At 64.0% G+C, this 17,371-nt stretch carries 12 protein-coding genes, 1 tRNA gene, 2 rRNA genes and 1 pseudogene; 4 read left to right on the top strand and 12 right to left on the bottom strand.

What is annotated here, in order from left to right; genetic code table 11:
- Positions 1-54: 54 nt before the first annotated feature.
- The 3 genes from ACQY4T_RS03145 (at position 55) to ACQY4T_RS03135 (ending at position 3,952) form a co-directional block, all read left to right on the top strand.
- Positions 55-3,243 (top strand): 23S ribosomal RNA (locus tag ACQY4T_RS03145).
- Positions 3,244-3,500: 257 nt separating this feature from the next.
- Positions 3,501-3,615: ribosomal RNA gene (rrf, locus tag ACQY4T_RS03140) — 5S ribosomal RNA — on the top strand.
- 260 nt (positions 3,616-3,875) lie between these two features.
- Positions 3,876-3,952, top strand: a tRNA-Met gene (locus ACQY4T_RS03135).
- Positions 3,953-4,053: 101 nt separating this feature from the next.
- Here the strand turns inward: ACQY4T_RS03135 and ACQY4T_RS03130 are convergent.
- On the bottom strand, positions 4,054-4,323 hold the full coding sequence (locus ACQY4T_RS03130; RefSeq protein ID WP_428537539.1) for a hypothetical protein: 270 nt from the start codon (positions 4,321-4,323) through the stop codon (positions 4,054-4,056).
- A gap of 289 nt (positions 4,324-4,612) precedes the next feature.
- Here ACQY4T_RS03130 and ACQY4T_RS03125 point away from each other — a divergent pair, with 289 nt between their 5' ends.
- Entirely contained in the window at positions 4,613-5,944 is a 1,332-nt protein-coding gene (locus ACQY4T_RS03125) for an NAD(P)/FAD-dependent oxidoreductase (RefSeq protein ID WP_428537536.1), read from the top strand.
- A 99-nt stretch (positions 5,945-6,043) separates the two neighbouring features.
- Here ACQY4T_RS03125 and ACQY4T_RS03120 read toward each other — a convergent pair.
- From ACQY4T_RS03120 to ACQY4T_RS03070, 11 genes and pseudogenes are all read right to left on the bottom strand, one after another.
- Positions 6,044-6,343, bottom strand: a pseudogene (locus ACQY4T_RS03120) (SDR family oxidoreductase); the annotation flags it as partial.
- 331 nt (positions 6,344-6,674) lie between these two features.
- Entirely contained in the window at positions 6,675-7,112 is a 438-nt protein-coding gene (locus tag ACQY4T_RS03115) for a phosphotransferase (RefSeq protein WP_428537533.1), read from the bottom strand.
- Entirely contained in the window at positions 7,106-7,921 is an 816-nt protein-coding gene (locus ACQY4T_RS03110) for a beta-ketoacyl synthase chain length factor (RefSeq protein WP_428537530.1), read from the bottom strand. Before ACQY4T_RS03110 ends, ACQY4T_RS03115 begins: the two co-directional genes overlap by 7 nt.
- On the bottom strand, positions 7,918-9,102 hold the full coding sequence (locus ACQY4T_RS03105) for a beta-ketoacyl-[acyl-carrier-protein] synthase family protein (RefSeq protein ID WP_428537527.1): 1,185 nt from the start codon (positions 9,100-9,102) through the stop codon (positions 7,918-7,920). Before ACQY4T_RS03105 ends, ACQY4T_RS03110 begins: the two co-directional genes overlap by 4 nt.
- 19 nt (positions 9,103-9,121) lie before the next feature.
- Positions 9,122-10,330, bottom strand: coding sequence for a hypothetical protein (locus ACQY4T_RS03100; RefSeq protein ID WP_428537525.1), 1,209 nt, complete (start codon positions 10,328-10,330; stop codon positions 9,122-9,124).
- 74 nt (positions 10,331-10,404) lie between these two features.
- Positions 10,405-11,016: an alpha/beta fold hydrolase gene (locus ACQY4T_RS03095; RefSeq protein WP_428537522.1), complete on the bottom strand. Its 612-nt coding sequence runs from the start codon at positions 11,014-11,016 to the stop codon at positions 10,405-10,407.
- Positions 11,017-11,059: 43 nt separating this feature from the next.
- Positions 11,060-13,384: an MMPL family transporter gene (locus ACQY4T_RS03090; protein WP_428537519.1), complete on the bottom strand. Its 2,325-nt coding sequence runs from the start codon at positions 13,382-13,384 to the stop codon at positions 11,060-11,062.
- A 44-nt stretch (positions 13,385-13,428) separates the two neighbouring features.
- A complete protein-coding gene (locus tag ACQY4T_RS03085) occupies positions 13,429-14,031 on the bottom strand; it encodes a LolA-related protein (protein WP_428537516.1) in 603 nt (200 codons plus the stop codon).
- A gap of 102 nt (positions 14,032-14,133) precedes the next feature.
- Entirely contained in the window at positions 14,134-14,976 is an 843-nt protein-coding gene (locus ACQY4T_RS03080; RefSeq protein ID WP_428537513.1) for a hypothetical protein, read from the bottom strand.
- Between the two features lie 50 nt (positions 14,977-15,026).
- Positions 15,027-16,721: an AMP-binding protein gene (locus tag ACQY4T_RS03075; protein WP_428537511.1), complete on the bottom strand. Its 1,695-nt coding sequence runs from the start codon at positions 16,719-16,721 to the stop codon at positions 15,027-15,029.
- Complete coding sequence (locus tag ACQY4T_RS03070) at positions 16,718-17,368, bottom strand: hypothetical protein (RefSeq protein WP_428537509.1); 651 nt, start codon at positions 17,366-17,368, stop codon at positions 16,718-16,720. Before ACQY4T_RS03070 ends, ACQY4T_RS03075 begins: the two co-directional genes overlap by 4 nt.
- Positions 17,369-17,371 lie beyond the last annotated feature (3 nt).

Here is a 17,371-nt window from a genome sequence, read left to right as displayed (position 1 = left end):
TGGGGATGGTTTCTGTGCATGGTGTGACCTGGCGCTTCGGTGCTGGGTCCGCGATATCGAGTATGACAAGGGCATTCGGTGGATGCCTTGGCACCAGGAGGCGATGAAGGACGTGGCACGCTGCGAAAAGCCACGGGGAGCCGCGAGCAGGCGTTGATCCGTGGATATCCGAATGGGGCAACCCACCCGCAAGGGTATCGTTGCATGAATTCATAGTGCAACGAGGCGAACCCGGGGAACTGAAACATCTCAGTACCCGGAGGAACAGACATCAACAGAGATTCCGCTAGTAGTGGCGAGCGAACGCGGAACAGGCCAGTGGTCGACTGGGGATAAGCAGAACGGTCTGGAAAGTCCGGCCAAAGCGGGTGATAGCCCCGTATGCGTAAAGACCAGTCGATCCTTGAGTAGGGCGGGACACGTGAAATCCTGTCTGAACATGGGGGGACCACCCTCCAAGCCTAAATACTCCCTGGTGACCGATAGCGAACAAGTACCGTGAGGGAAAGGTGAAAAGCACCCCGAAAGGGGAGTGAAAGAGACCTGAAACCGGATGCCTACAAGCAGTCGGAGCGGTCCGGCGCGCGAGCGTTGGGTGCCGTGACGGCGTACCTTTTGTATAATGGGTCAGCGAGTTTCCGTTCGCGGCGAGCTTAAGCCGGTAGGCGAAGGCGCAGCGAAAGCGAGTCTGAACAGGGCGTTCAGTCGCGGGCGGAAGACCCGAAACCGAGTGATCTAGCCATGGCCAGGCTGAAGGTGCGGTAACACGCACTGGAGGGCCGAACCCACGCCTGTTGAAAAAGTCGGGGATGAGCTGTGGCTAGGGGTGAAAGGCCAATCAAACTCGGAAATAGCTGGTTCTCCGCGAAATCTATTGAGGTAGAGCGTCATGTGTTGACCCTCGGGGGTAGAGCACTGGATGGGCTAGGGGGACCCAAAGTCTTACCAAACCTAACCAAACTCCGAATACCGAGACGTCTAGCGTGGCAGACAGACGGCGGGTGCTAAGGTCCGTCGTCGAGAGGGAAACAGCCCAGACCACCAGCTAAGGTCCCCAAATCGTGGCTAAGTGGGAAAGGATGTGGGAATTCCAAAACAACCAGGAGGTTGGCTTAGAAGCAGCCATCCTTTAAAGAAAGCGTAATAGCTCACTGGTCTAGTCAAGAAATCCCGCGCCGAAGATGTAACGGGGCTCAAGCCACGTACCGAAGCTGTGGGAACAGTGGTCAGTTGTCAGTCGTCAGTTTGCAGACAGGAATGCCGCGATGGCGGGGAATGTGCGCGATCTGAAGGTGTTTCAGCGTGCCTACCGATTATCGTTGGTGCTGCACCGAGCCAGCCTGGAGTGGCCTCGGGTGGAGCAGTATGGCGGGATCGCCGATCAGTTGCGGCGATCCGCGAAGGCGGTATGTGCCCTCATGGTCGAGGGTGGCGGCCGCCAGCCGGGTTCGAATGCCGAGTTCCGCCGCTATCTCTCGATGGCGATGGGATCGGCGGACGAAGCGAGGTTGTGGTGCGACTATGCCGCCGATCTGGAGTACGTCCCCCGCGCCACTGCGCTGGCGTGGCAAGACAAACTCTCGCAGATCGCGCGCATGCTGCATGGATTGCGCGACAGCCTGTCTGAAAACTGACGACTGACAACTGACCACTGTTCGGTAGCGGAGCGTTCCGTAAGCCTGCGAAGTTCTACCCGTGAGGGGGGATGGAGGTATCGGAAGTGCGAATGCTGACATGAGTAGCGACAAACAGAGTGAGAAACTCTGTCGCCGAAAGTCCAAGGGTTCCTGCGCAAGGTTAATCCGCGCAGGGTGAGCCGGCCCCTAAGGCGAGGGCGAAAGCCGTAGTCGATGGGAACGGGGTTAATACTCCCCGGCCTGCTGGTGGTGACGAATGACGGTAGTTGTGGGTCCTTATCGGATTGGACCTGCGGCGAAGTTGTTCCGGGAAATAGCCCCAGCGTATAGACCGTACCCGAAACCGACACAGGTGGACTGGTAGAGCATACCCAGGCGCTTGAGAGAACGATGCTGAAGGAACTAGGCAAATTGCTCGCGTAACTTCGGGATAAGCGAGACCCGTCCTTGGGCAACCAGGGGTGGGTGGCACAAAGCAGGGGGTAGCGACTGTTTAGTAAAAACACAGGGCTCTGCGAAGTCGAGAGACGACGTATAGGGTCTGACGCCTGCCCGGTGCCGGAAGGTTAAGAGGAGATGTGCAAGCATTGAATTGAAGCCCCGGTAAACGGCGGCCGTAACTATAACGGTCCTAAGGTAGCGAAATTCCTTGTCGGGTAAGTTCCGACCTGCACGAATGGCGTAACGACTTCCCCACTGTCTCCAGCATCGGCTCAGCGAAATTGAATTCCCCGTGAAGATGCGGGGTACCCGCGGTCAGACGGAAAGACCCTATGAACCTTTACTGCAGCTTTGCAGTGGCCTCAGAAGAGCGCTGTGTAGGATAGGTGGGAGGCTTTGAAGCTTGGGCGCTAGCTCAGGTGGAGCCAACCTTGAAATACCACCCTGAGCTCTGCTGATGTCTAACCGCGACCGGTCAGCCCGGTCCGGGACCCTGCATGGTGGGCAGTTTGACTGGGGCGGTCGCCTCCTAAAAAGTAACGGAGGCGCGCGATGGTGGGCTCAGGCCGGTCGGACATCGGCTGCTGAGTGCAATGGCACAAGCCCGCCTGACTGCGAGAGTGACAGCTCGAGCAGAGACGAAAGTCGGCCATAGTGATCCGGTGGTCCCGCGTGGAAGGGCCATCGCTCAACGGATAAAAGGTACTCTAGGGATAACAGGCTGATCTCCCCCAAGAGTCCACATCGACGGGGAGGTTTGGCACCTCGATGTCGGCTCATCACATCCTGGGGCTGGAGCAGGTCCCAAGGGTTCGGCTGTTCGCCGATTAAAGTGGTACGTGAGCTGGGTTTAGAACGTCGTGAGACAGTTCGGTCCCTATCTGCCGTGGGTGAAGGAGACTTGAGAGGATTTGTCCCTAGTACGAGAGGACCGGGATGAACAGACCTCTGGTGCACCGGTTGTCACGCCAGTGGCACCGCCGGGTAGCTATGTCTGGACAAGATAACCGCTGAAAGCATCTAAGCGGGAAACTTACCTCAAAACCAGGTCTCCCAGGGGGCAACCCCGAGAGGGCCGTGATAGACCATCACGTCGATAGGCCAGATGTATACGGGCGGCAACGTCCTCAGCTAACTGGTCCTAATCGCCCGAAGGCTCGATATCAGTGGTCAGTCGTCAGCGGTCAGAACAGATCGCCGATGATCGGACGCGACACACCATGCATGGAAATCATCCTCAGACATCCGCAGTCGAACGCTCGCTTGAACAGCCGCCGGCGGTCGAACCCCGGTGGTGTCCCGGTGGCGATCGGCGGCGCCGGCGAGCACAGCGCACATGGCACACACCCAGAACCGATCCGTCCCGCCGGCCCGATAACGGACGACTGATGACCGACCACTGAACAGGGCTGGACTGGACGACCTGGTGGCTATGGCGGGGAGCCTACACCCGATCCCATCCCGAACTCGGCCGTGAAAGTCCCCAGCGCCCATGGTACTGTGTCTCAAGGCACGGGAGAGTAGGTCGCCGCCAGGTCTTCCAGTCCAGCCCATGGACCGGGCCTCTAGATCAAATCCAGGGCCGTTGATCCAAGGGCCGGCCCCCCTCTCGGGCCACCGTCCAGGCGCGCACGATCCTGGCTTGAACAGACCGCTCAACCCACGTCAATCAGCTCCACGTCAATTGGCTCAACGGCAATCATCTGAGAAAACATACCGCAGAACCCGGTCGGCAGCCACAGTCAAAAGAGCCTCGCGCCGTCCGGCACGCCAACATCGCCAAGACACACGCTTTACCGCGGGGTGGAGCAGCCCGGTAGCTCGTCAGGCTCATAACCTGAAGGTCACAGGTTCAAATCCTGTCCCCGCAACCAGATACTTACCTCACGACCTTAAACTCTTACGCCTTACGCAACTTACCCAGGTCGAACCTGGGTTCGCAGGTCCACTAAACCAAAATCGCCGCACCGCACCCTTAGCGTCGTGCGCGGCCGATCACCACGCCAAGGACTACCGCGATCAGCATCGAAGTTAGCGGCCTTTGCTCAATATGCCGCCCCAGGCTTCCCACCTTACTCTGCAACACCGAGCTGGTGTCGGCAAAGAACCGTCCCACATCCGCGGTGAACTTGTTGACGGCGGGCGTGACCCGATCCACCGCCAACGTGTCAACTTGGCCACGCAGCCGCGCAACCCGCGCCTCAAGGTCTTGGGGTTTCCCGGCTGTGATGTCCGTGCTCGCCATGGCGTCAAACTTCCCGATTGTTAAATCTGAAGGACTGCGGATCCGACGAAATCCGACCCCGGCTGGACCGTCGCCAACGATCCGACTGGGGTCGTAACTACCGCTTTAGCGCGTGCTTGGCACCAGATTGTCAACCGAATCACCGGAATGTGGTTGCGCTGATCCCCGAGCTAGCGAACGTGCGCGCGGCCTCCGCGAAAGTCAGCATCAAGCCTGGGCTCACGAAAATCTCCAGCGCAACGGCCGGCACACCTGCTAATATTCAGCAGTCAGCACAGGAGGAGGCAGCGTGCCCGGCCAGCCATCGTACCCAAACACCGGTGAGTCGCCGCCCCAAACGAGCGGCGATCGTGGAGTCTTGGTGGTCGGCGGCGGGCCGGCCGGATCAACGGCAGCGGCCCTGCTCGCCGAACGCGGCTTCGAGGTCACCCTGCTGGAAAAAGACCATCATCCGCGGTTTCATATCGGTGAAAGCCTACTTCCACTTAACCTGCCGCTGTTCCAGCGCCTCGGCATTGCGGCCGAAATCGAACGCATCGGCATGCCGAAATGGGGGGTAGATTTTGTGTCCCCGACCCATGGCCGCAGTGTCACCTTCGAATTCGCCGACGCCTGGAACAAGGCCTTGCCTTATTCCTTCCAAGTCCGGCGCTCGCAGCTCGACCACATACTGCTGAACAACGCAGTCGCCAAAGGCGCGACGGTGATCGAGGGCTGGCGCGCGACCGAACTCGACCTTGCCGGCGCCGGTGTCCAGGTAACCGCGCAATCCGCCACCGGCGAACAACGCCGTTGGCGCGCGCGGTTTTTGGTCGACGCTTCAGGCCGCGACACCCTGGTTGCCAATAAGCTCGGCCTCAAGGACCGCAACCAGCGCCATGCCAGTGCGGCAATCTATGGGCATTTCACTGGTGCCCGCCGACAGCAGGGTCGCGCCGAAGGCAACATCAGCATCTTCTGGTTCGAGCATGGTTGGATCTGGTTTATACCGCTCGCCGATGGCACGACCAGTGTCGGCGCCGTCTGTCCACCGGACTACCTGAAGTCGCGCAAAACCGACGTCACCAGCTTCTTCCGCGACACCATCGCCACTGCTCCGGCGCTCGCCGAACGCCTTTCGGGAGCCGTGATGACAGGCCCGGTGACCGCCACCGGGAACTACTCATACCAGGCGCGCAGCATGGTCGGGCGCAACTATTTGCTGGTCGGCGACGCTTACGCATTCATTGACCCGGTGTTTTCGACCGGGGTCTATCTCGCGATGAACAGCGCCTTCCGAGCGGCCGACACCGTTGCTACGGTCATCAGCTCCCCGCACCACGCAGCGACAGCCCTAACTCGGTTTGACGCCGAAGTGCGGCGCGGGATCGACCGGTTTGCTTGGTTCATCTACCGCATGAACCAACCGGCATTGCGAGACCTGTTCATGAACCCGCGCAACATCCTGCGCATGCGGGAAGCCATGCTATCGATGTTGTCCGGAGACGTCTTCGGAGCGTCGCCGGTGCATCGAAGGCTGGCCGTGTTCAAAGCCCTCTACTACGCGAAAACGCTTCACTGTCGGCCTGCTGGGGTCGCGAAAACGGTGCCAAGAACCGTCCAGCCGATGGCCGCAGTTTGACGTCGATCCTCCGGGCCAACGCGCGGGCCCGGATCTGATCACGCCGCCGTTGATCGAGGTCACCTGCCCCAGGATATATCCTGCACAATCGGACACCAAGGATGCGACCAGCTCGGCCACCTCTTCCGGTTGGCCGGCACGCTTCATAGGCACAAGCCGCTCGATCGCGTCGCGCGGAAACGTCCGCTCGGTCATCGGCGATGCGATGATGCCGGGGGCGACGGCATTCACGGTGATGCCGCGGGCCGCCAGTTCCAGCGATCGCGTGGCACCATGCAGCCCGGCTTTGGTCGCGTGACTGACCTGACCCCGGTTGCCCGCGATTGCCGATACCGGGGATAGCGAACAATTCGACCCCATCGCAGTGCGGATCATCGGCAGCAGTAGCGGCTGGGTCACGTTGAAGAACCCGTTCAGCGGAACGTCCAGCACGCGCAACCATTAGCTGTCGCGCAATGCCGGACATTACCGCCTCGTGGTACAGGTCGGCATTGTTTACCAGGACCTGGATCGGAACCTCCGCCAAGAATCGCGTCACTGCCGCTTCGGTTGCGACGCTATTGAACTGGACGGCCTCCGCAGACTCGCCAAGCTGAATCAGTTCGTCCGCCAGCGCCGGCCGATGTCGATCCCCGATGCGCATGAATGATGACATGATGTCCCGCGACAGCCAGGCGGAGCGCGATCGCCCGTCCCAGCGAGCCGCTGCCGCCGGTCACCAGTGCGCGTTTCAAATCATCCTCTGTTCAAGCGCAACCGCCGCCTGCCCACTCAACAAAATGCCGCCTTCGTACCGAACCGCGAAGCCGTAGATCACCCGGTCGCCGTCGCCCAGCAACTGTTCGGCCTCGACTTCAAGCCTGCCCGGGATGGCGTCGAGTCGATCCGCCAGACAGCAGACCGATCGCAGGCTGGCCAGGTAGCCGCGGCGCGGCTTTGCGTCGGCGCCCCCAGCAAGGGCCGCATGCAGCGCCATCGCCTGAGCGGCGTACTCCACTCCGCACAGGATTCCGATGCGGCCGCCGCGACGCATTGGATTCCCCAACCATGAATGGGTCGTGCTGACGCAGGTGATCTGCGTCGCTGCCCAGGACAGCACGCCATCGAGCAGGCACATGGCTCCAGAATGGGGGATCAGTCGGGCGATACCCGCCTTGTCGATCAGCATGGCACCACCTCGACATCGAGGCCGCCGCGGCTCAGGTCAAGCCGGACGGTGCCGCCCGACTGCTTGGCCAGCATGACCAGCAACGGCAACGACCGAGCCGTCGGGTTGCCGCGACGCAACCGCTCGAGGCCACAATCCGCGCAGCCGCTCGCAACTCCAGCACTGGACATCGAGAGACGCAGCTCCGCCAGCGCGACATGCGACGATGCATCCAGCGGTGCCGGCCGCATGACCAGCGCGACTCCGAAACCGGTGGCGATGTGTCGCATCTGATTCAACGGCTCCGGATAGGGCAGGTCGTAGCCAATCAGCAGGATCGCCCGCTCCGCCGCCACCACCTGCACCGCGGCTTCAAGCAGGCCGGCCGCGAAGCTCGCGTCGTGGCAACTGATGCTGCTGACCGGCTCGCGGGACTGAACCGCGATGCCCCAATAGCCCGATGGGGCGTTGTGCACCGAATTATGAAACCGCGTCGGCGACACCTCGCGCTGGGTGGTCGCCAGCGCCGCCAGAATGGCCGCTATGGTTTCCCCGTCGGCACCGGAGGAGGCGAACACAGCGGCAAGCTGGCCGGCATCGCGTCCGGACTGCGCGACCGCAGCCGCCCCGACCACCAAGGCCAGCTTGACCGAGGGTACCGCTCGCCGCCGTTCCGCTGCCGAAAGCTGTGCCGGCGCTTGCAGAACGATCGGCGCCGCGCAATACGGCTCCATTCCGCTCAGCACCTGCTGGCTCGAAACCCAATCCGGCAGGCTGGGACCGCACAGTGCAACCGCTTCCACCGCCACCCGAAGCACGCCCGTGCTCATTCCGTGCGCCCTAGGATCAGGCTGGCGTTGCTGCCGCCGAAGCCGAACGAATTCGACAGCACGCGGTCGATCCGAGCCGGCCGCGGCGCGGTGACGTAGCAGCAGCGCAAATCCGGATCACGCGCCATGGTGTGCGGGCTGCCTGGGATGAAATTCTCGCTGATCGACAGCGCGGCGATGACCGCCTCGACAATGCCGGATGCGCCAAGTGTGTGCCCGGTGTGGCCTTTCGTGGAACTGCACGGCGTGGCCTCGCCGAACAGCGACACCACGGCCTGATCCTCGGCCGCGTCGCCGATCCGGGTCGCGGTGCCATGCAGGTTGATCGCATCGATCCGCGCCGGTCCGAGGCCGGCGGCGAGCAGCGCGCGAGACATCGACAACTTCGCGCCCGCCCCGTCCGCCCGTGGCGCCGACATGTGGTGCGCGTCGCTGCTTTCGCCTACACCCAGCACTAGCACTCCCGCCGGAAGGGCTGCTCGGGACCTCTGGTCCGCCCGCTCCAGCAATGCGAATCCGGCGGCCTCGCCGATCGACAGCCCGTCGCGCTCCGCGTCGAACGGTCGGCAAGGACCGGTGGCCAGCAACTGCAAGGCGTTGAAGCCATACAGCGTGGTCAGGCAGAGACTGTCGGCGCCCCCGACGATCGCCGCGTCGCACATCCCGGTCTCGATCATCCGCGCCGCCGTTGCGAACACCTTGGTGGTGGACGCGCAGGCCGAGGACACGACCAGGGCGGGCCCGCTCACTTCGAGCGTCGCGGTGACGAAGTCGGCGATGGAGAAAATGCTCTGTGTCCCAGCGTAGTCAAAGTCATCCGGCAGTCGCCCATCAGCGTCGCGCCGGCGCCAGGCTTGCTCGGTCTGCAGCATCCCCGATGTGCTGGTGCCCAGGAAAACGCCGATCCGGGAAGCGCCGTAACGTGCTTTCGCCGCGTGGATCGCCGGCTCGAATCCGTCCTGCGCGAGGGCCAGACGAGCCAGGCGGTTGTTGCGGCAATCGTAGCGGGCAAACGCCGGATCGAGGCGCCAATCGTCCAGTCCCGGCACCTCACCGAGATAGGTCGGCAGATCGACGGTTTCAAACCGGCAGGGAAGCAACCCGCTGGATCCACTCCGCAGCGCCGCCAGGGTCGCCGGCAACCCGGTCCCCAGGCTGCTGGCGATACACATGGCGGTCATCGCAAGCGGTCGCACGGCCTTAGTGTCCCGCCGTGACAAGAGATGGTCCCGCCGCCCCGATCGAGGCCGCCGACGTTTCGATCGTTGCATAGTAGCGGGCGTAGAATGCCGGGAAATCCGGGGCCGACCGCAGCCGCGGATGGTGTGAAAGCCACCAGCTCAGAGGTCGCCGATCGGCCTCGATTCGCCCGTAAAGGGCCCGGAAATGGCGCAGGTCGGCGGCAAGGTCGGTGTAGCGCGGCTGCACGGCGATCCGGCGGTACCAACCTTCGTAGGGCCCGAAGACCGGGTCATCATAGAAGATCAATTGCAGGTCGGTGTCGTAGACCTCGTTGTCGCGTGTGACAGGCGCGAACGTCGCGATTGCGCCCGGCCGTGTCGGCAGTCCCTCGCCGGCCAGCACCGCGCGCCGGGTTGGCCCATCGTCCCAGACGGTGAGCAGATGATCGAGGGGCATGTCATTGGCGCGACGCATGATATTTACGAATTCGTTCTTTGGCACCGGGAAGTCAAACGCGGCAATCAGAAACAATCGTCTGGTCGGCCATGGCGGCCAGAAGCCGATCGCGGACAAGGCGTTATGGGCGACATGGATGCAGTTGTCGTTCAGCACGCTCCATTCATACTTCGCCCTGCCCTCGCGATATGGCCGATTGAGACCGTTCAGGTAATCGAGAATGCGCGCCATCTGCGCCGCCGAAACCGGTACTCGCGCGCAATAGCGGTCCCGCGCATAGCCGATCGCGTAGTCGGTGCCGATCGACACCTCATATTTGAAGGCGTCGCGCGTGTAGCCGGTCGGCATGTCCTCGAACACGCGGTCATGGAAGCGGATGGCATCGTAGATGCCGAGTCGTTTGGCGTGTGCCTTGGTCGCGTCGTAGACCTGACGGGTCAGCGCCTGGCCCGGCCGCAGGGTGCCGTGATAGAAGAAATCGCGTCCCGGGATCGCGACCCAGTTGGCGTTGGAGAAATGCCCGTTCGCGCTCAAGCCCACGCCATGGGCTGCCGGATCGGACGGGCAAACGGCGATTTCCGGATAACCGCCTCCCGCCAGGCAGACGCCGTTCAGGTAGATTGTCGAATGACCGCCGACGCCGCCTCTGATGTCGGCTCCGTAGCCTGGCTTCTTCTGGATTTCCGAAAGTGCACAGAACTCGAGATAGAATGGATCCACTGCGGTGTAGGCGGCCTCGTCGTGCGGCGGTTCGGGTGAGGGCAGCGGCAATGTGGCACACCCTGTCGGGCCTCCTGCCAGGATGCAGACCAATAACGCGAAAAGGATCGGGCAGCAGCGTCGCATCAGCGCACGTATGCCGCCGGCGTTGCGAACGGGTTGCGCTGTAGCATCAGCCGCCAAAGAAGCTGCCAACTTTGCCAATCGTGCGCCCCGGCCACGCTGACCACCCGGCCGTCGGGCAGCATTTCGGCCATGACGGCAGTCGTTGTGGCGAACCGGTCCTGCAGCGCATGTCCTAACAGGATCGGTGGCAACTCGCTGGGCGGCGTCGTTGCCAGCCACATCAGTAGCGCCCGATCGGGCTGTTGCGCCGGGTTCGTCGCAGCCCAGCGGCGCAGGCCACCTGCCCGCACGACCTCGGCGATCAGCCCGGTGCTCGCCAGATAAGGCGTCAGCAGCATCAGCCCGTCGGCCAAGCCGGGACGGGCACGGACGCAGCGCAGGATTCCCTGGCAGCCCAGACTGATGCCACCCAGCCAAACCCGCGAGGCTCCGGCGGCGTGCCTCGCCTGATTGATGCCATCAAGCAAGCGAGCGGCAACTGAACCATCCAGGTAGGCGTCCAGCCCCGGATCGACAGTGGCAATCGCCATCGGCCAGTTTTGCTGGTCAACCGCGGCGATCAGGCCCTTGGCTTGGAAGTCGGTCCCGCGGATGCCGGTGCCTGGCACCATGACCAGCAGCCTGTCACGATCGCCATCGGTGTAAAAGACGACCTCAGTGCGCGGCGGCATCGGATGGCGAAGGGAGCTGCATGGGTGACATGATGATCGTCGCGAACATTAGGGTCAGGAACGTGCCGATTGCCACCGGCAATCCGAGATCGTGCAGCACCGGTGTCCGCGACAGCGCCAGAACCCCGAAGCCGGCGACGGTGCAGGCGTTGGCTAGCAGCAGTGACGCGAGTACCCGCGGCATTCCGGCCGGATCACCCCGCTGGCGGTCGAAGAAAAGGCAATAGTTCGACCCGATCGCCACCACCAGCAGGACACCGAACAGGTTGAAGATCGACAGCGCGTGACCGCCCAACCTCAGAACCGCGAGGGTCACCAGCACCGCGGCGACCAGCGGTGCCGTCACCGCCGCCAACCGCGGCAACGATCGCAGACTGACTGCCAGCAACACGCCGATCGCCCCCGCTCCCAGGCAAGCCAGGCTGACCCCTTCGCGCAGATAAACCGCCAACAGGCGATCCGATTCGGCGTGCAGGTCGACCAGCGCCGCACCCGGCTCAGCCGCGATCGATCGGGCTACAAGCTCGGGTACGGCGACACCGCGCAACGACAGCATCGCGACCCAGCCGTCCCGCTGCCGCGTCAGCAACTGATCGAGCTTCAGCGACAGTGACGTGCCATCGAGGTCGCTGCGCCGGATCGACGGCGCGGAACGCGCTTTGTCCATCGCGGAGAGGAAGGGCGCGAATAACCCTGGCTGGAACGGCAGACCCTGCAGCGCGGCATCCATGGCGCCGCGCAGCTCCGACGCGTCGGGCAAAGCGGCTTGTCGAGCGCGCTGGGCCGTCAGGCTGGGCAAGTAACGAGTTGGGCTATCGAACCCGGCCAGCGCACCCCGGCCGACCAGCGGCGCGAGCGCAGCCTCGACGTGCTGGGCCGCCTGCAGCGCGGCTTCCTGGTCCGGGCGTCGGATCACGATCAGAAAGCCGGCGTCCGGCGCCCGCATGTCGTGCCGCAATGACTGGTCCAAGCGTTGCTCGGCCGGTGAGACCGGACTTAGGCTGGCGAGATCGTCCGCCCAGAACCGGCCCCGGTCCACCGCAAGCGAGACCGCGGCCACGCCAACCAGCGCAAGAACGCCGATCCGAAGCCGGCGCCCGCGCATCGCCAAAGTGGCGATCCGCATCATCGTCCGAGACTGCCGAACGCCCTTGAACCGCGCCGGAATCAGCACCGGCAGCACCCACCGCGTCACGCAAACCGCCACCGCGAGGCCAGTGATGGTAAACAGCCCGAGCTGGGCAAAGCCCTCGAAGCTCGACAACAACATGGCGGAGAAGCCGCAGATCGAGGTCAGCACGCCCAGCCGAAGCGTCGGCCAGATCGTTGCCATCGTTGCCTCGACCGGACTGTCGGGCGCGGTCTGGGTGAACAGGTAGACGGCGTAATCGACCGCCTCGCCGATCAGTGTCGCGCCAAAGCCCAGCGTGATGCCGTGCACGCCGCGGAACACCACGCCGACCGCGGCGATGCCGACCAGGGCACCACTGACGACCGGGACGAACGCCAGCAACAGGACACGCAGCGACCGGTAGACCAACAGCAGCGCCGTCGCCACCAGCAGTCCGGCCGCGACGGAGAGCCGTGTCGCATCCGACTTGATCCGGTCCCGCGCCTGCACCGCGAACACCGGGGGTCCGGTCAGCACCAAGCGGGCCGCGGTGTCGGGCGGATCATTCGTCGCGGCCGCGAACGCCGAACGGATCGCCGCGAGCGCGCGTTGCGCGCCGTCGATATCCGACCCGGCCGCACGCAGCCTGACCAGCATAAGCGCGCGGTTGCCATCGGGAGAGAGCCAGACGCCGTCATGCCGAGCCGGGCCATCGCCGCCACCGGCCTGCTGCTCGATCATGTGCAGCATCTCGCCAGTCGGGTCGGCGGGCAGCATGCGCTCGACCAGCACACCAGCCGAGGATGCAAGCTCGGTCAGGTCGCGCTGCAGAGCAGCGCGCAAGCCGGCGCTGGTGAAGCGATCGGCGTCGATGCGGTCGCTCAACAGATACCGATTGGACCATAGGAACGCGCGATCACGCTCGAAGCCGCGGTCCTCGCCGTTCTCGACCGCGACGAAATCGCCGTTGCCGCGCAGCCGTTCCGCCAGTCGCTTGCTGATTGCCGCTGAACGGTCGGCGCTGACGCCTTCGATCGCAACCAGGACCAGGCGGGAGACGACGCCATCGCGAAACTGATCGACCAGCACCCGTTGCGCGGGCGAGGCCGCCCTGGGCAGGAACGCGGTCATGTCGGTATCGACGTGCAGGCGGGAGACAAGCAAAGCCGACGCAGCGATCAAGACAATCCAGATCACGATCGAGATTCGGCGAACTATCCGGGCATTTGCTCGCAACGTCCTCAAGGTGTCTGCTCGACGATCGCCATGTCGGTCCGGTCGCCTTCACCGTTCGCGGTGTCGATCGCGGTGATGCGTTCCGCATAGCCGCTGACCCGCATCCATTGCAGCACCGCCTGCTGTGCCGGATCGCGCGGCTGTAGCACGAGTTGCCAGTGGCCGATGGTGCCCGAAGCGGTGACGTCGAAGATCCGCCGCAGCGCGTCGCCGTCGCCGGACAGCGTGGCTCGGATGCTTTCCACCAGGACGCCGATTTCGGGATGCTCGCGCAGCGACAGGACGATCGGCGAGGCACCGGTGCCACGGTCGATCGTCAGCCTGTCCCGGTCGATCGTCAGCCGCTCCGCGGCGGCATCGGCGGTCGCATCGGTGACCTTTTCCAGATGTGCCGGCGCACTGAACCGCAAAGAGCCGCGTGTCTCTATGGGCTTGTTCAGCACATGCAGGTAGCGATGCTCGACATAGCGGGCATCGACATGGTGAACGGTGCGCAGTTGCGCCATGATCTGCTCGAGGGTGAGCGGGATTTCGGAGCCGGGTCCGGCGGCCAGAACCGGGTGCGCCGCCAGAAGCCCGAGCAGGACGATGCCGGCGAATGCCCTCATGCCAGACCACTTTCAGCATGACCATGCATGCCGCAAATGGTCTGGCACTTTATTTTGTCGTATGAATGGCGCGCCTTGAACGGTCCGCCCAGCGCGATCATGCTAGGCCCAGAAATCGAAGAAGTTGAACCAGTTATACGGAGAGGTCCGGCAATAATGCTCCAGCCGGGCGGCATAGCGGGCGATCAGTGCATGGATTTCCGCCGGGTCGGGCTTCGCGGCTGACCCGGCAGCCAGTCGTTCGAAATGGATCTCGTAGAGATTGCCGCCCTGGAACAGGCCCACCATCAGCACCACTGGCGGGCGCAGCAGCGACGCGAGCCGGGCCGGACCGGTCGGAAACGCCGCCTCGTCACCGAGGAACGCGACCCTGGTAGGTGAGTCGGTCTGCAATGTCCGGTCGGCCAGCATGCCGACGAAGCCGCCTTGGTCCAGGCAGTCCCTGATCTCGATCATTGCCGCCGGCGTGCCCAGTCCGATGATGCTGGGTGCCAGATGCGGGTTGATCGCGTTCAGCGCGGCGCCGATCTTGCGCCCGGTTTCCTCATACATGGCAAGGCTGACGGTCAAATTCGGCTGCTGGCGCCCGACTAGGCGCAGCACCTCGAAACTGCCGTGGTGGGCACCAAGTAATAGGCAGCCGCCGCCCTGCGCCAGGATTTCTTCGACGATCTCCCCGCCATGGATGGCGATGTCGAACCGATGCGCTTCGTCATTCAGCAGATAGACCCGATCCAGCACCGTACTGGCGAAGCTGAAAAAGTGCCGCAGCACGTCCCGCGTTCGAGGCGGGTGACTGAGCACGCGCGCCAGATAGCGCTTCGAGGCGATGCGTGCTTCGGCGTGGAGGATGAGGAAGCCCAGGCAGACCGGTCCCAGCAGCACACGGGTCAGGCTCCGGCCAAGGAAGCGGGCGATCCAGACCGCGATCCGCAGAACCGCCATGGAGCCGATCTCGCGGCGGTCGCTCCAGTGGGTTTCGCGGGTCGGGTGTTTTACTGTGGTGGAAATGGGGTCCTCAGAACACCGGACAGAACCAGTTGCTGGTTTCCAGCCAGGCGACATTCGAAACGGGTCAGACCGTCTTCGGTTCGCCGGGTGACCGCCACGCTGTCGCCTGGGCGAACCGGGTGATGGAATTTGGCGGATTCGAGCTTGCCGGACCAGCCCGAGGGGAACAGGACGGCGATGAGTTCGTCAAGCAGCACCGCACCCGGAATGATCGCGTTGCCGGGAAAATGACCGGGTCCGACCGGATGGTCGGCGGCGAAGCCCAACACTATCGGTTCCGGAACTTTTGCCGCCGAAGATTCGGCTTGTGCGGCTTGGGTCGGTGGCAGCCCGATCAGACGCAGCAGATCCGCGCGTGCCAGCTTACCCAGGTCGTTGCGCGGCAAGCTGTCGACGACGTGCAGCGGACGCGGCAGGAACGCAGCGTCGATGCGGTCTCGGAGCTCGCCAAGGATTGACGCCGCCGTCAGGCCCGGCGCCAAGGCGACAGCGACCAGCCGCGGGGTCGCGCCGATCCCGGCATCGTCGGGCATGACAAATACGCCATCCTTTACACCCTCGATGGCCAGTAACTGGGCCGTCAGGTAGCTGAGCGAACTGCGCTTGCCGGCGACGTTGACCAGATCCGCGATGCGGCCTCGCAGGATGAAGCCGTCCGGTCCGACCGGATCGATCTGGTCGGCCAGCAGCATGTCGGGTTCGACCGGACCGGCGGCCCAGCAGCCGGCCGCATCGTTGAACAGCCGGAAGCCTTTGAGGCAACGCCAGATCGGTCCGTCGATCGTGCGGCGGGTGGCCAATTGGCCGGCCTCGGAGCAACCATAGATTTCCAGCACCGGCGCGCGGAACGCCGCCTCGGCTTGTGCGGCCAACTCGGCCGAAAGCGGCGCCGTGGCGGAGAGCACGAAGCCGACGCGGAGCGACGTGGCGACGCCCGGATCGGCAAAACCGGGCCCCGAGGCATCACCCACCAGCGCGCGCAGATGCACCGGTGTGGTCACCAGGATGCCTGGTTCAGCCTCCAGCGCGGCGGCGACATCAGCCGGGAAGAACGGGCGTTCGGCGGTGAGCAGAAGTCCGTGCTGCAGGGGCAGCATGACCGCCGACTCCAAGCCATAACTATGGGCGTGCGGTACCGTCGCGATGACCGCCGCGTCTGGGAAACGCTCGACCGCAAGCGCCGCGCCGGCGGCGAGGCTGCCCGCGACCAGGCGTCCCCACAGCCGTGGACTGGGGTTGGGGCGCCCGGTGGACCCGGAGGTGAACAGCATCGCGGCGACCTGTTCGGCGGGGAACGCTGCAATGCGGTGCGCGGCGCTTGGGGGGCCTGCCGCACCCAGCGCCGGATAACTGAACTGCAGGCTGGCGGGCCAGTCGGCGGCGACCTCATCGTCGGTCAAGACATAAAGCGCCGAGTAGTCCGGCCGCAGTGCCGCCACCGCCGCCGCATCCCGACTGCTTGGCAGCAAGGTGACCTGGCCGCGCAGCATGGCGGCGGTCCAGGCAACAACGAAGCGATAACGATCGGAGCAGAAATTGACCACATATGGCCGATCCGGCAGGAACTCGGCGAGCTCTGCCGTTTCGGCGAGAAATCTGGTTCGGGAGATGATCCGGGCGCCCTGCCGGGCGACCGCGCCATCGCCATCCTTGAGCACGGCAAGGTCTGAGCGCGTCATCGGCCGTTGCCGGACAAATCGCCGATGTGACGCAGGCCGATCAGCGTGGCGACCAGGCCAGTGCGCGGCTCACGTCGAAACAGCAGCCAGCGGCAGGCATATTCTGACAGCCCCATCGCCACCACCAGCGGCAGGTTCCACACGGTGACGAAACGCGACCAGACCGAAACCGGCGTCGCGATCAGCAACATCGCCGACGTGGCAAGCTGGGCGGTGAAGAAGATACACCAGGCAAAGGTCACAAAACGGGTATAACGCACAACCTTATCGGGCATGGTCCGGCGCATCAGGCGGGCCAGCCCCGTCACCACCGAGTCGTGGCTGGATCGCAATGACGTTGCAAACCAGGTCAGCAGGCAGGCATAGGCGACGGCATGACAAACACCGCCCAGCACCAGCCCGACGGAGCGCGCCGACAACCCAAGTGCCAGCGCCACTACGGTTACCCCACCCACCGCCAAAGCAGCCAGCATCACCCTGTATCGAACCGCTAAATTGGCGGCGAGCCACCAGACCACCGCCGTCACTTGACCCGCCACGACGGCGCTGATGATCCAGCCCGGCGCGGCGCGGTAGATCAGGGTGGGCGTGATGCAGACCAGGATCACAAACAGGCCGCCCGGCAAGCCGCTGCGTCCCGCCGGCATCGG

It is taken from the genome of Rhodopila sp., from assembly GCF_965277825.1.
Classification (GTDB): Bacteria; Pseudomonadota; Alphaproteobacteria; order Acetobacterales; family Acetobacteraceae; genus Rhodopila.
The sequence above is the reverse complement of the archived record's forward strand: the minus strand, read 5'-3'. Positions and strand labels throughout refer to the sequence as shown.

Coding starts and splice junctions, on each gene's coding strand:
- ACQY4T_RS03130 (WP_428537539.1), bottom strand. CDS start 4,323: ATGGCGAGCACGGACATCACAGCCGGGAAACCCCAAGACCTTGAGGCG.
- ACQY4T_RS03115 (WP_428537533.1), bottom strand. CDS start 7,112: ATGCTGATCGACAAGGCGGGTATCGCCCGACTGATCCCCCATTCTGGA.
- ACQY4T_RS03110 (WP_428537530.1), bottom strand. CDS start 7,921: ATGAGCACGGGCGTGCTTCGGGTGGCGGTGGAAGCGGTTGCACTGTGC.
- ACQY4T_RS03105 (WP_428537527.1), bottom strand. CDS start 9,102: ATGACCGCCATGTGTATCGCCAGCAGCCTGGGGACCGGGTTGCCGGCG.
- ACQY4T_RS03095 (WP_428537522.1), bottom strand. CDS start 11,016: ATGGTGCCAGGCACCGGCATCCGCGGGACCGACTTCCAAGCCAAGGGC.
- ACQY4T_RS03085 (WP_428537516.1), bottom strand. CDS start 14,031: ATGAGGGCATTCGCCGGCATCGTCCTGCTCGGGCTTCTGGCGGCGCAC.
- ACQY4T_RS03080 (WP_428537513.1), bottom strand. CDS start 14,976: ATGGCGGTTCTGCGGATCGCGGTCTGGATCGCCCGCTTCCTTGGCCGG.
- ACQY4T_RS03075 (WP_428537511.1), bottom strand. CDS start 16,721: ATGACGCGCTCAGACCTTGCCGTGCTCAAGGATGGCGATGGCGCGGTC.
- ACQY4T_RS03070 (WP_428537509.1), bottom strand. CDS start 17,368: ATGCCGGCGGGACGCAGCGGCTTGCCGGGCGGCCTGTTTGTGATCCTG.